Here is a 12,334-nt window from a genome sequence, read left to right as displayed (position 1 = left end):
AGGGCCGCGCCTCAGAGGGCGAGGATGCGCAGCACGAAGGCGCGCTCGAGGAACCACACGGAGGCGAGCAGCACGATGAGCGCGCTGCCGCCCACCAGCACCCCGCGCCGGTACGCCACCGAGCCGCGCAGGGCGTAGGCGAGCGGCAGGAACAGCGCCACCACGGCGAGCTGCCCCAGCTCCACGCCCACGTTGAAGCCGAGCAGCGTGCGCACGAGCGCCCCCTCCGAGAGCCCCAGGTCCACCAGCGTCTCGCTGAAGGCGAAGCCGTGCAGCAGCCCCAGCGCGAAGGCCGGCCACCCAGCGCAGGTCGCGCAGGAAGGGGCGCACGTTGTTGAGTGCCGCCACCACCACGCTGAGCGCGACGCCGGCCTCCACCCAGCGCACCGGCAGGCGCACCACGTCCAGCGCCGCGAGGCTCAGCGTGAGCGAGTGCGCCACGGTGAAGGCGGTGACGATCTTCAGCACGTCCCGGAGCACCGGGCCGAAGCCCGCGCGCGGCGTCCAGCCCTGCGCGTCCCGGCGCAGCACGCAGGGCAGCAGCAGCGCGACGAGGAAGAGCAGGTGGTCGAGCCCCTGCCAGATGTGGAAGGCGCCCTGGCGCACCATCGCCGTGAGCTGGCCCGCGGGCCCGCCGTCCGCGAGCGCCACGTGCCGCGTGCGCTCGCGCGCGCTGAACACCACCGGCGTAGCCACGCCCGCCTCGCCCGTGATGCGCGCGAGGCCGCGGTGCTGCGGGTCCTCGGCGAAGAAGAGCGAGTACTCCAGGTCCAGCGCGTGCGGTGGGCGCGCGCACGCGAGCGCGAGCAGGCCCAGGACCTTCGGGGAAGGAGCCATGGGCGCTAGAGCTTCTGGAAGGCCTGGGCGGCGGTGCGCGCCTCGGCCTCCGCGTCGGGGCTGCCCACGGGCCGCTGCAGCTGCAGGGTGGTGGCCCGGTTGAGGAGCACGGCGCGCTCGGGCGAGCCCAGCGCCCGCAGCACGCGCTGGCGCGCCGCGCGGGCGCTCGCCACGTCCCCATACTCGCACACGCTGAGGCGCAGCCCCCGCTGGCTGCGCGCCCCGTAGCAGTAGCGCGCGCCGGAGGCGGAGGCGAGGTACTGCTGGTGCTCGCCCAGGTGGAGCCCCGCGCGCTGCAGCGCCGCGAGCACCTCCTCGGCGCGCGGCGTCCCGGTGGGCCGCGCCTCCGCCTCCTGCGCGAGCCGCAGCGCGAGCAGGGGCGGCAGCGGCTCGGCGGCAGGGGCCGCGCGGGGCGCAGGCGCCTCGGCTGCAGCGGCAGGCTCGGCCGGCGCCGGGCGCTGGCAGGCGCTCAGCAGCAGTGGAACGAGGAGGGAGGCGAGGGGCAGGCGCATGGTGCCCTGAGGATGTGCCCTCCCGCGCTGGCGCCACGCAGTCCCCGGGTGCGAGGCCCGTGTCCGCTTTGCACCGCCTGCCCGTCCGCGCTGTCGCGTGCACACGGGCGGGACGCGGGTCCGATGCGCGCCCGCCCCGGGCTCTCCAGGGTCTGCGGACGGCCCATGGCCGCACACCCGCATCAGGAGCTCCACGATGGCGAGATGGCAGAGGATGGTCGCAGCGGCAGCCCTGGGCGCGCTTCCGCTGGTGGGAGGAAGCGCCCTGGCCTCGAGTCACCGGGAGGCCCCCTTCATCACCGAGCTGCCCAAGGTGGACAGCACGGACTTCTACATGTTCCGCAGCTACGAGGAGGGGCGAGAGGGCTACGTCACCCTCATCGCCAACTACCAGCCCTTCCAGGACGCCTACGGGGGACCGAACTACTTCGTGATGGATCCGGACGCGCTCTACGAGATCCACATCGACAACGACGGCGACGCCCGCGAGGACCTCACCTTCCAGTTCCGCTTCCGCAACAGCATCAACGGCGACAACGGGCTCACCGTCCCGGTGGGCGGCAAGGACATGAACATCGCCTTCCCGGCGCTGGGCCCCATCACGGACGACGCGAGCCGCGCCGCGAACCAGCACGTCATCGAGACGTACACGGTGAAGGTGGCGCGGGAGGGCCGGCGCAGCGCGGCCCAGGACGTCACGCGCACCGGCGGCGCCACCACCTTCGCCAAGCCCTTCGACAACATCGGCACCAAGACCTTCCCCAACTACGAGGCCTACGCGAACACCTTCGTGCACACCGTGACCGTTCCGGGCTGCGAGGGCACGGGCAAGGTGTTCGTCGGCCAGCGGCGGGAGTCCTTCGCGGTGAACGTGGGCGTGCTCTTCGACCTGCTCAACGTGCCGGACTTCACGGCCATCCTCGACCCGGCCAACCGCGGCGCCTTCCCCAACCCGCTGGCGGACAAGAACATCACCACCATCGCGATGGAGCTGCCCATCGCCTGCCTCACGGCCTCGGCGGACAAGCCCATCATCGGCGGCTGGCAGACCGCGAGCCTGCGCCAGGCACGGGTGCTCAACCCGCGCGCCACCTACAACGTGCCCGCGCGAGAGGGCGGCGCGTGGACCCAGGTCTCGCGCCTCGGCATGCCGCTGGTGAACGAGGTCATCATCGGGCTGAAGGACAAGAACCGCTTCAACTCGAGCGAGCCGCGCGAGGACGCGCAGTTCCTCGACTACGTGACGAACCCCACCCTGCCCGCGCTGGTGCAGACGCTCACGGCCGGCGCGCTCACCGCCCCGGCCACGCCGCGCAACGACCTGGTGGCCGCCTTCCTCACCGGCGTGCCCGGGGTCAACGCGAACGGCGCCACCGCGGAGTACCAGCGCCTCAACACCTCGGTGCCGCCCACGCCCGCCGCCCAGCAGAACAGCCTCGGCGCGGTGGGCTGCTTCAACGCGGCGAAGCAGGTGGACCTCACGGCGAAGGGCTGCGACCCCGCGGGCTTCCCCAACGGCCGCCGGCCCGGGGACGACGTGACGGACATCGAGCTCACGGTCGCCATGGGCTACCTGGTGCCCGGCGCGCTGCCGGCGGGCGTCGTCGTGCACGACGGCGTGCTGCAGGAGGCCGCGCAGTTCGACGCGAGCTTCCCCTACCTCAAGGCGCCGCTGCCGGGCGCAGGGGCCACGCCGGCCCCGCAGACGCGGAACTAGGGGGGAGGGCTGCCATGCGAAAGACACCTCTTCGGCTCTCGGGCCTCACCGCCGCAGCGCTCCTCGCCGTCGCCCCCGGCTGCGGCAGCGGCGGAGGCGGTGGCACGCCTCCGCCCTCCACGACGCCCCCGGACGCGCCTCCGCCCACGGACCCCGCGCCGGGCACCGGCGGCGCCACCTCCGTGGAGCTGACCCATTTCGCGCGCACGCTCGTGGAGCAGGACACCAGCGACACGGCGAAGCCGCGCGAGATCGGCGGCACCACCTTCGTGGACTCCGAGGACGCGAACGCGTTCACCGACAGCTTCTTCACGCCGCAGTAGGCTGCGTCCCGGGGCGGCCCGTCAGGCCACCTGCCCTGGGACGGCAGCGCGCTGCGCCCGGGCCGCTGCCCCGCCGACCGCCGTGCGTTGGTAGACGCCCGGCGTCACGCCCACCATCCGCTTGAAGAGGCGGTTGAGGTGGCTCTGGTCGGCGAAGCCCAGGGTGACGGCCACCTGTCCCGGGTGGGTGCCGCGGGCGAGCAACTGCTTCGCCCGGTCGATGCGCAGCGCCAGCTGGTACTGGTGCAGGGGGATTCCCACCTCCTTCTGGAACGCGTGCGCGAGGTGGAACTTGCTCAAGCCCACCGCCTCGGACACCTCGTCCAGGCGCACCGCCGCGCACGCGTGCGCCTCGAGGAAGGCGCGCGCCCGGCGCACGGCGAGCCGCTCCTGGCGCCGGACGACCGTGTGCCGTTCCCGGTCCGCGTAGCGCACGAGCAGCACCTCGAGCAGCCGCGCGAGGGCGACGTCGCGCGCGAGCAGGGGCGCGGCCTCCGAGAAGGCCACGTGGGCGGCGACGAAGGCGGAGACGAAGTCCGGGTCGGTGATGAGGGGAACGGGGAAGACGGGGTGCGCCGCGGCGCTGCCCCCCACGGCCAGCCACGCCTCGCGCATCCGGGCGGCCGAGACGGTGATCACGCGCCCGGTGAGCAGGCCCGGCGCCGACATGCTGCTCAAAAGCGGCTCGCCGGGCTCCACGACGAGCATGCGCCCCGGGGGCGAGTCGCCGCCGAAGCCCCGGTAGCGGAAGTGCCCGGGCCCGCGCTCCACCAGGTGCAGCCCGTACGCATCCTCCAGGATGCTCGTCTGCAGCTGCAGCGGGAAGTCGTACGCGCGCATCAGCTCCACGTCGCGCAGCGCCGGGTCCCGGAAGATGTGCAGTCCCGCGACCTCGTCGACCTGCGACTCTGTCTGCATCACGGCGTCACCTCTGTCTCCCGCGGGGCCCAGCCCACCCCTACCGCGCGGCGCGCCTGCGCGGCCTCGTACCCGAGGACACGCGCAACTTCCTTCAAGCGGCCACCGCCCCGCCGCGCACACCTTCTCCCCGGGCATGCGCTCCCGCGTGCGCCCGCTCGCACAAGGAGGCGTCCATGCCCCGCGCCGCAGCCTCCCCTCCCTCCCCCGTGGCGCTCGTGCTCGCGGACGTGGACGGCACGCTGGTCACCCGCGACAAGCGGCTCACCCCCCGCGCGGTAGCGGCCGTGCAGGCGCTGGGCGCCCGGGGCATCGGCTTCGCCCTCACCAGCGGGCGCCCGCCGCGCGGGCTGCGCATGCTGACGGGGCCTCTCGCGCTCGACACGCCGCTCGCTGCCTTCAACGGCGGGCTCTTCTGCCGGCCCACGGACCTCGCCGTCCTCGAGGCGCACACCCTCCCGCCCGCGCTGCTGCCCCCGCTGCTGCAGGTGCTCGCGGCGCATGGGCTGGACGCGTGGCTGTACCGGGGGCTCGACTGGCTGGTGCGCGAGGTGGGAGCACCGCACGTGGCGCGCGAGGCGTGGACGGTGCAGTTCGCCCCCACGCGCGTGGCGCACTTCCAGGGACTGGAGGCGGGCGTGGTGAAGCTGACGGGCGTGACGGACGACCCCGTGCGGATGGAGGCAGCGCGCGCGGACGTGGCGGCGCACTGCGGGGCGGGCGTGAGCGCGCAGCTCTCGCAGCCCTACTACCTGGACATCACCCACGCCGAGGCGAACAAGGGAGCGGTGGCCCGACGGCTGTGTGCGTGGCTCGGCGTGCCACGCGAGCGCCTCGCCTCGCTCGGCGACCAGCCCAACGACGTGTCCATGTTCCGCGAGAGTGGCCTCTCCATCGCCATGGGCAATGCGCCCAGCGAAGTACAGGCGCAGGCGAGCCACACCACCGCCTCCTCGGAGGCCGAGGGCTTCGCGCTCGCGCTCGAGCGCTTCGTGCTCGGCGCCGACGCGCCAGCGCTGTCCCCGTCGGAGTGAGGGGCTCGGACGGAAGTCCCAGCCGGGGGCCGCTGCGCAACTTCGTTCAAGCGCGCCGCTGCGCCGCCCCACAGCTTCCGGCGGGGCGCACGTCCCGCTGCCCCCTGCGAAGGAGACCCCATGTCCACGAAGAGGCTCGCTCCCCTTGCCCTGCTGCTCGCCGCGCCCCTGGGCGCGCTCGCCTCGCCGTCGCCTGCGTCCAACGAGCCCGGCAAGATGGAGGGCAAGACGGTGAAGGAGGCGAAGGCGGCGGGCGCGAAGCTGGACACGCGCCAGTGCGCCTTCGCGCCCGGCAAGGAGGGCATGAAGACGGGCGCCAACGGTCCCATCCGCGTGATGCTCGTCGACGAGTCGGGTGCGCTGCGCTACCTCGGCACGCTCGAGGAGGCGATGCCGGCCGCGGCCTCCACCCTGCACTTCCAGTCCGACCCCGTGCGCGGCGGGACCTGACCCGCCGCGCCCTGCAGCGGCGCTCACACGGGCAGCTGCTCGCCGGACTCCTCGGCCGTGAGGTACTGCGCGTACCAGTCCGGCCAGTTCTCGTCCCGCTGGCCGGTGCGCTTCTCGTGCTCGCCGTGCGCGGCCGCCGCGCGCCGCAGCGCGCTGGCGAGATCTCTCGCGGAGCTGAAGGACATCATCGACTTGTCCACGCGGCCGGGGAAGCGGGTGGTGACCTCCTGCAGGAGCCAGGTGTTGCCGTCCGGGTCGCTGAACGAGGCGTAGGAGCCGTAGCTCTGGTGCTCGGGCGCGGGGCCGTTGACCTTCTGGCCGAAGGGCGCGGGCCCCTCGGAGAAGTGGAACACCTCGCTCACCTTGGCGCCGCGCTTGATCAGCTCGTTGCGCGCGGCCTCGATGTCCGAGACCACGAGGAAGATGTTCTGGGCCGAGCCGGGCGCGGCGGAGGTGAGGTTCGTGCCGAACTGAAACGAGGCGGGCGAGCCGGGCGGCGTGAGCTGGAGCACGCGGGCGTTGCCCTTGCTGAAGTCCGCGTCGAGTCGCCAGCCGAGGCCCGTATAGAACGCCTTTGCGCGGTCGAAGTCCGAGACGGGGATGACGAAGGCCTCGAGCTTCAGGTCGACGCCGGCCACGCTCGCGGTGGGGCCCGCGTTGGAGCTGCCAGTGCTCGCCGCGCGCCGCGCGCTGGAGCTACCGGTGGAAGGGGTGCTGGGGGTGCTCATGGGGTGCCTCCTGGGGTTCCGCATGACGTTGGGCCCGCACCTGGCAAAGGGCCAGTGTGCCGCGCGCGAAAACCGGCGCGTTGGACTCGGGTCCGTGTGGAACGAGCGGAGCGTGCGCGAGCGGTTCTCCTTGCGACGGGGCGCGCGCGGCACCCGCGCCGTTCACCCGCCAGGCACGAGAGAGAGACACGCCTTGAAGCGGATTGCTCTATTCCTGGTTCCAGCCACTGCGGTGGCCAGCATCGTCTCGGCGGTCGCCACCACCGCCGAGGGCGCAGACAAGGGCGCAGCTCCGCCGCAGGCGACGGAGATGCGCGTCGCCAACCCGTACGCCGCAGTGGACCAGGAGCCGCCGCCCGAGCTGACCCTGGACCCGCCGGACCCCAAGGCCCTGCGCCAGGGCGTGGTGTGGATCCAGTACCAGGTGCAGAACCTCCGCATCCTCCCGGTGTTCGGGAAGGAGGCCGTGGCGGTGTCCCCGCGCGTGGGCCACCTGCACATCATCGTGGACGACCTGCCCTGGTGGTGGGCCCACACGAGCGACATCAACACCATCGACCTGGCCGGGCTGCCCCCCGGCGAGCACCAGGTGCAGGTGATGCTGGTGAACCCCAACCACGAGACCTTCCCCGGCCAGACCCGGACGGTGAAGTTCACCGTGCCCGCGGAGGCCGCGTCGGCCTCGCACCGGTGAGCGCCCGTGCACGCGGGCAACGCCCATGAGCGATGACACGCTGGACGGAGACGCGGACGGCGGGGTGCCCGCGTCGGACGGGCGGCGTACGCGAAGAAGTTCTCCGGCAAGCGCACGCACCACGTGGCCGCGGGCGCCGGCCACACCCTGCCGCAGGAGGCACCCCGCGCCTTCGCCGATGCCGTGCTCGAGGCGAACGCGCTCTGAACGAGGAGGCTCACATGCCACAGACGATGAAGGCCATGCAGGTGAAGAAGCCCCACGGAGCCTTCGAGCTCGTGCAGCTGCCGGTGCCCGAGCCCGCCGCGGGGCAGGTGCGCATCGCGGTGGAGGCGTGCGGCCTCTGCCACTCGGATGCGCTGGTGAAGGAGGGTGGGTTCCCCGGCCTCGCCTACCCGCGCGTGCCCGGCCACGAGCTGGTGGGCCGGGTGGACGCCCTCGGGGCCGGGGTGAGCGAGTGGAAGCCGGGGCAGCGCGTGGGGGTGGGCTGGCACGGCGGCCACTGCTTCGTGTGCGAGCCGTGCCGCGCAGGAGACTTCATCCAGTGCGTGCGCGCGCAGATCTGCGGCATCAGCTACGACGGCGGCTACGCGGAGTACGTGGTGGCGCCCCACGAGGCGCTCGCCGCCATCCCGGACGCGCTGGACGCCGTGGCCGCCGCGCCGCTGCTGTGCGCGGGCGTCACCACGTTCAACGCCCTGCGCCACAGCGGGGCCCGCGCCGGCGACACGGTCGCGGTGCAGGGCATCGGCGGGCTGGGCCACCTCGGCATCCAGTTCGCGCGCCACCTCGGCTTCCGCACCGTGGCGCTCTCGCGCGGGGAGGACAAGCGCGCGCTGGCCCTGGAGCTCGGGGCCCACGTGTACCTGGACCAGGCGAAGGGCAAGGCGGCCACACTGCTGCAGGAGCTGGGCGGGGCGCGCGCCATCCTCGCCACGGCGCCCAGCGCCAAGCTGATGGGTCCGCTGGTGGACGGGCTGCGCCGCGACGGCGTGCTGCTGGTGGTGGGCGCGGACGCCGCACCCATCGAGGTCAGCCCGCTGCAGCTCATCTTCGGGCGCCGGCGGGTGCAGGGCTGGCCCAGCGGCACGGCGAAGGACAGCGAGGAGACGCTCGCCTTCAGCGCGCTCGAGGGGATTGCCCCGCGCAACGAGGTCTTCCCGCTCGAGCAGGCGAACGAGGCGTACGCGCGGATGATCGAGAACCGGGTGCGCTTCCGCGCCGTGCTGCGCATCCGCAGCTGAGGGAGCGCGGCCCTCAGCGCGCCGCGCGCAGCGGGCGGAAGGCGGCGCGCAGCTCGGCGGCGAAGAGCTCGGGCTGCTCCCAGGCGGCGAAGTGCCCGCCCCGCTCCGCCTCGTGGAAGTAGCTCAGGTTGCGGTAGGCGCGCCGGGCCCACGACTCCGGCGGGCGGTAGACCTCGTCCGGGAACACGGTGATGGCCACGGGGAGCGAGATCTCCGCGGTCTTCTGCGCGGTCGCGCTCGTCACGGCCATGGGGCCGTTCTCCCAGTACAGCCGCGCGGCCGAGGCGCCGCTGTTCGTCACCCAGGAGAGGGTGAGGTCATCCAGCACCTCGTCGCGCGTGGGCGCCTGCGCGGGGTCCGCGCCGAAGGACCACCGCGCGAAGCCCGGATGCACCAGCACCCAGGCCGCGAGGAAGGCGGGGGAGTCCGCGAGGCCGTAGCCGATGGTCTGCGGACGCGCGCTCATCATCGCGTTGTACGCGGCGCTGCCCTTCTTGCGGTACGCCGCGAGCGCGTCGAACACCGCGCGCTCCTGCGGCGTGAGGCTCGCCGGCGCGGGCGCGCTGCTCGCGAGCGCCGCCTCCACCTCGGGAGGCACCACCGCGGGCAGGTTGAGGTGGATGCCCAGCAGGCCCGGGGGCGCCTGGCGCGCCATGGCGCTGGAGACGGGGCCGCCCCAGTCTCCGCCCTGCGCCACGTAGCGCGTGTAGCCCAGGCGCCGCATCAGCTCCGCCCACGCCCGCGCGATGTGCTCCGGGTCCCAGCCGGTGCCCCGGGGCTTGCCCGAGAAGCCGTAGCCGGGCATCGACGGGATGACCACGTCGAACGCATCCGCGGCGCTGCCGCCATGGGCCGTGGGGTCGGTGAGCGGGCCGATGACCCCGAGGAACTCGAGCACCGAGCCGGGCCAGCCGTGCGTGAGGATCACCGGGAGCGCGTTCGGCTGCTTCGAGCGCACGTGGATGAAGTGGATGTCCACGCCGTCGATGGTGGTGACGAACTGCGGGTAGGCGTCGAGCCTCGCCTCGGCCTTGCGCCAGTCGTAGTCGGTCCCCCAGGAGCGGACGAGCGCCTGCAGCTTCGCCAGCGGCACGCCCTGCGACCCGTCGGCCGCCGTCTCGCGGTCGGGCCAGCGCGTGGCGGCGATGCGCTCGCGCAGCTGCGCGAGCGCGGCTTCCGGGACGTGGGCGCGGAAGGGGCGCACCGAGCGGTCCTCGGGCGCCGGGGCGGCGGAGGCCTGCGCGGCGCGCGCGCCCGCGGGCGGGGTGAGCAGGAGCGGCACCACCGCGAGCGCGAGTGCCCACCACCGCTTCGTCCTCCGGCCCATGGTCGCGTCCTCCTCGGCGCGTGCTGCGCCGCGCTGGGCGTCCGATAACGCCGCGGCGCGCGCGCGACATACGACCGCGGGGCAGGACGCTGCGACCACGACAAGAATGTTCAAGGCGGAGGGGCGCGGCGGCCCTTACCTCGGCGGTGAAGGAGCCTGCGATGCGACCTGACATCGTTCCGGGTGCCGTCTTCCCGGACTACCAGCTCTCGGACCACACGGCGAAGCGCAGGCACCTCTCCGAGCTGCAGGGAGCGGACCCCATGGTGCTGGTCCTCAGCCGCGGCAGCTACTGCCCGAAGGACCGCCGGCAGCACGAGGGGCTCGTCCAGCTCCACCGCGAGCTGGAGGTCTCCTACTGCCGGCTCGTCACCATCAGCACCGACAACCTCACCGAGACGAACGAGTTCCGCACCGGCGTGGGGGCGCACTGGCCCTTCCTCTCGGATGCCGGGCGCAGCATCCAGAAGGACCTGGACATCGCGGAGTACACCGACCCGCTGCACAACCCCATGGTCCCGCACGTGTTCGTGCTCGAGCCGGGCCTCGTCATCCACACGATCTACAACGGCTACTGGTACCTGGGCCGCCCCACCGTCGAGGAGCTGCGCCAGGACCTGCGCGCGGTCACCCGCAAGTGCCGCCGCGACTGGGACCTCGCCGACCCCGAGCTCCAGGCCGCGTGGAAGGCGGGACGCAAGGAGCTCTTCCATCCTTACGGCAAGCCGTACGTCCAGACGCTGCGCGAGCAGGACGGGTGAGCGGAGGGGAGGTCCAGCATGGCACGGCTGCACTCGGTGAACGTGGGGCTGCCCCGGGACGTGCCCTGGGAGGGCCGCACCGTGCACACGGGCGTGTGGAAGGCGCCCGTCAACGGACGCAGGACGGTGCGGCGCCTCAACATCGAGGGTGATGGCCAGGGCGACCTCGGGGGCCACGGCGGCGAGCACCGCGCGGTGCTCGTCTACCAGCTCGGCTCCTACCGGTACTGGGAGCAGCTGCTGGGTCGCGCGCCCTTCACCCCGGGGCAGTTCGGCGAGAACTTCACCGTCGAGGGGCTCGCGGACGACGAGGTGTGCATCGGCGACCGCTACCGCATCGGAACGGCGCTCTTCGAGGTCTCGCAGCCGCGCGTCACCTGCTTCCGCCTCGGACTGCGCATGGGAGAGCCCCGCATGGCCGCCCTGGTCGTGGCGCACCACCGGCCGGGCTTCTACCTGCGCGTGCTCGAGGAGGGCGAGGTCGGGGCGGGCGATGAGATCGAGCAGGTGGCCGTGGGCCCCGAGCGCATGAGCGTGGCACAGGTGGACGCGCTCCTGTACCTGCCCGGCCACGCACGCGAGGACCTCCTGCGCGCGCTGCGCATCGGCGCGCTGAGTCCCGGCTGGCGGGGTTCCTTCCAGGCGCTGCTCGACGCCGAGGCGAGCGGAGCCACGGGCGGCAACACCGGGCTCGCGCCGGGCTCGGGGCCGCCCCCCGCGTGGACGGGCTTTCGCCCGCTGCGCATCGCGCGCATCGCGCAGGAGAGCCACAGCATCAGCTCCTTCGAGCTCGAGGCGGAGGACGGCAGCGCCCTGCCCGCGGCGCTGCCGGGCCAGTTCGTCGTGCTGCGGCTGTGGCCCCAGCCCGGCGCGCCGCCCCTGCTGCGCAGCTACTCCCTCTCGGGCGAGCCCGGTGCCCCGCGCTACCGGGTGAGCGTGAAGCGCGAGCCCCACGGCGCGGGCAGCGCCTTCCTCTTCGAGCACTGCGGCGTGGGCGCGCGGCTCGAGGTCAGCGCGCCGCGCGGCGCCTTCACCCTGCGCGCGGGCGAGGGCCCCGTCGCGCTGCTCAGCGCGGGCGTCGGCGCGACGCCGGTGCTCGCCATGCTCCACGCGCTCGTGCAGCAGCGCTCGCCGCGCGAGGTGTGGTGGCTGTTCGGCGCGCGCGACCGCGGCGACCACCCCTTCGTGGACGAGGCGCGGCGGCTCGTCGCGGCGCTCGCGCGCGGCCGCGCCCACGTCCGCTACAGTCGGCCCGGTGCGCAGGACCGGCTCGGCCAGGACTACGACGCGGCCGGCCGCTGGACGGCGGACGCCGTGCAGGCGCTCGGCGTGCCGCGCGCCGCGGACTTCTACCTCTGCGGTCCGCCGGCCTTCCTCGAGGCGCTCGGCGCGGGGCTCGCGGCCTGGGGGGTCGCGCGCGAGCGCATCCACGAGGAGGTGTTCGGAGCCGGCGCCTCGCTCACGCCGGGCATCGCGCCCACGGCCGCTCGCCCCGTGCACGCTCCGGTGGGGCCGGCGGGGACCGGGCCCACGGTCTCGTTCACCCGCAGCGGCCTCGCGGTGCCCTGGAGCCCGCGCTTCGCGAGCCTCCTCGAGCTCGCGGAGGCCTGCGACGTGCCGGTGCGCTGGTCCTGCCGCACCGGCGTCTGCCACACCTGCGAGAGCGGGCTCGTCTCGGGGGCAGTCTCGTACGCGCCCGAGCCGCTCGACCCTCCCGCGGCCGGGAGCGTGCTCCCCTGCTGCGCCACGCCCACCGCGGACGTGGTGCTCGATCTCTGAGCTTCGCAAG

General features: G+C 73.9%; 12 protein-coding genes and 2 pseudogenes. 8 read left to right on the top strand and 6 right to left on the bottom strand.

Annotation, left to right across the window (positions count from 1 at the left end; all coding sequences use genetic code 11):
- Positions 1-11: 11 nt before the first annotated feature.
- From FGE12_RS30695 to FGE12_RS15415, 3 genes and pseudogenes are all read right to left on the bottom strand, one after another.
- Positions 12-290: pseudogene (locus tag FGE12_RS30695) on the bottom strand (HupE/UreJ family protein); the annotation flags it as partial.
- A 94-nt stretch (positions 291-384) separates the two neighbouring features.
- Positions 385-609, bottom strand: a pseudogene (locus tag FGE12_RS30965) (HupE/UreJ family protein); the annotation flags it as partial.
- Positions 610-842: 233 nt separating this feature from the next.
- The gene (locus FGE12_RS15415) at positions 843-1,349 is read right to left on the bottom strand and encodes a hypothetical protein (RefSeq protein ID WP_153867225.1); all 507 of its coding nucleotides are present in this window, start codon (positions 1,347-1,349) and stop codon (positions 843-845) included.
- Positions 1,350-1,545: 196 nt separating this feature from the next.
- Here FGE12_RS15415 and FGE12_RS15410 point away from each other — a divergent pair, with 196 nt between their 5' ends.
- Complete coding sequence (locus FGE12_RS15410; RefSeq protein WP_153867224.1) at positions 1,546-3,066, top strand: DUF4331 domain-containing protein; 1,521 nt, start codon at positions 1,546-1,548, stop codon at positions 3,064-3,066.
- A gap of 14 nt (positions 3,067-3,080) precedes the next feature.
- Positions 3,081-3,389, top strand: a complete 309-nt coding sequence (locus tag FGE12_RS15405) for a hypothetical protein (RefSeq protein WP_153867223.1) — start codon at positions 3,081-3,083, stop codon at positions 3,387-3,389.
- 21 nt (positions 3,390-3,410) lie between these two features.
- On the opposite strand, the gene FGE12_RS15400 is transcribed toward FGE12_RS15405, so the two are convergent.
- A complete protein-coding gene (locus tag FGE12_RS15400; protein ID WP_194797907.1) occupies positions 3,411-4,307 on the bottom strand; it encodes an AraC family transcriptional regulator in 897 nt (298 codons plus the stop codon).
- A 176-nt stretch (positions 4,308-4,483) separates the two neighbouring features.
- Between FGE12_RS15400 and FGE12_RS15395 the strand changes: the two genes are divergently transcribed.
- The gene (locus tag FGE12_RS15395) at positions 4,484-5,341 is read left to right on the top strand and encodes a Cof-type HAD-IIB family hydrolase (protein WP_153867221.1); all 858 of its coding nucleotides are present in this window, start codon (positions 4,484-4,486) and stop codon (positions 5,339-5,341) included.
- A 120-nt stretch (positions 5,342-5,461) separates the two neighbouring features.
- A complete protein-coding gene (locus FGE12_RS15390; RefSeq protein WP_153867220.1) occupies positions 5,462-5,791 on the top strand; it encodes a hypothetical protein in 330 nt (109 codons plus the stop codon).
- A gap of 23 nt (positions 5,792-5,814) precedes the next feature.
- On the opposite strand, the gene FGE12_RS15385 is transcribed toward FGE12_RS15390, so the two are convergent.
- Entirely contained in the window at positions 5,815-6,519 is a 705-nt protein-coding gene (locus tag FGE12_RS15385; RefSeq protein ID WP_153867219.1) for a VOC family protein, read from the bottom strand.
- Between the two features lie 232 nt (positions 6,520-6,751).
- Here FGE12_RS15385 and FGE12_RS15380 point away from each other — a divergent pair, with 232 nt between their 5' ends.
- Both FGE12_RS15380 and FGE12_RS15375 read left to right on the top strand, forming a co-directional pair.
- Entirely contained in the window at positions 6,752-7,213 is a 462-nt protein-coding gene (locus tag FGE12_RS15380; RefSeq protein WP_153867218.1) for a DUF6130 family protein, read from the top strand.
- Positions 7,214-7,434: 221 nt separating this feature from the next.
- A complete protein-coding gene (locus FGE12_RS15375) occupies positions 7,435-8,457 on the top strand; it encodes an alcohol dehydrogenase (RefSeq protein ID WP_153867217.1) in 1,023 nt (340 codons plus the stop codon).
- A 13-nt stretch (positions 8,458-8,470) separates the two neighbouring features.
- Here the strand turns inward: FGE12_RS15375 and FGE12_RS15370 are convergent, their stop codons facing one another.
- The gene (locus FGE12_RS15370) at positions 8,471-9,784 is read right to left on the bottom strand and encodes an epoxide hydrolase family protein (RefSeq protein ID WP_153867216.1); all 1,314 of its coding nucleotides are present in this window, start codon (positions 9,782-9,784) and stop codon (positions 8,471-8,473) included.
- Positions 9,785-9,945: 161 nt separating this feature from the next.
- Here FGE12_RS15370 and FGE12_RS15365 point away from each other — a divergent pair, with 161 nt between their 5' ends.
- Both FGE12_RS15365 and FGE12_RS15360 read left to right on the top strand, forming a co-directional pair.
- Positions 9,946-10,545, top strand: coding sequence for a redoxin domain-containing protein (locus tag FGE12_RS15365; RefSeq protein WP_153867215.1), 600 nt, complete (start codon positions 9,946-9,948; stop codon positions 10,543-10,545).
- Between the two features lie 18 nt (positions 10,546-10,563).
- Positions 10,564-12,324: an MOSC and FAD-binding oxidoreductase domain-containing protein gene (locus FGE12_RS15360; RefSeq protein WP_153867214.1), complete on the top strand. Its 1,761-nt coding sequence runs from the start codon at positions 10,564-10,566 to the stop codon at positions 12,322-12,324.
- The last annotated feature ends 10 nt before the right edge of the window (positions 12,325-12,334 follow it).

This window comes from Aggregicoccus sp. 17bor-14 (assembly GCF_009659535.1).
Taxonomy (GTDB): Bacteria; Myxococcota; Myxococcia; order Myxococcales; family Myxococcaceae; genus Aggregicoccus.
The sequence above is the reverse complement of the archived record's forward strand: the minus strand, read 5'-3'. Positions and strand labels throughout refer to the sequence as shown.

Coding starts and splice junctions, on each gene's coding strand:
- FGE12_RS15415 (WP_153867225.1), bottom strand. CDS start 1,349: ATGCGCCTGCCCCTCGCCTCCCTCCTCGTTCCACTGCTGCTGAGCGCC.
- FGE12_RS15410 (WP_153867224.1), top strand. CDS start 1,546: ATGGCGAGATGGCAGAGGATGGTCGCAGCGGCAGCCCTGGGCGCGCTT.
- FGE12_RS15405 (WP_153867223.1), top strand. CDS start 3,081: ATGCGAAAGACACCTCTTCGGCTCTCGGGCCTCACCGCCGCAGCGCTC.
- FGE12_RS15400 (WP_194797907.1), bottom strand. CDS start 4,307: ATGCAGACAGAGTCGCAGGTCGACGAGGTCGCGGGACTGCACATCTTC.
- FGE12_RS15395 (WP_153867221.1), top strand. CDS start 4,484: ATGCCCCGCGCCGCAGCCTCCCCTCCCTCCCCCGTGGCGCTCGTGCTC.
- FGE12_RS15390 (WP_153867220.1), top strand. CDS start 5,462: ATGTCCACGAAGAGGCTCGCTCCCCTTGCCCTGCTGCTCGCCGCGCCC.
- FGE12_RS15385 (WP_153867219.1), bottom strand. CDS start 6,519: ATGAGCACCCCCAGCACCCCTTCCACCGGTAGCTCCAGCGCGCGGCGC.
- FGE12_RS15375 (WP_153867217.1), top strand. CDS start 7,435: ATGCCACAGACGATGAAGGCCATGCAGGTGAAGAAGCCCCACGGAGCC.
- FGE12_RS15370 (WP_153867216.1), bottom strand. CDS start 9,784: ATGGGCCGGAGGACGAAGCGGTGGTGGGCACTCGCGCTCGCGGTGGTG.
- FGE12_RS15365 (WP_153867215.1), top strand. CDS start 9,946: ATGCGACCTGACATCGTTCCGGGTGCCGTCTTCCCGGACTACCAGCTC.
- FGE12_RS15360 (WP_153867214.1), top strand. CDS start 10,564: ATGGCACGGCTGCACTCGGTGAACGTGGGGCTGCCCCGGGACGTGCCC.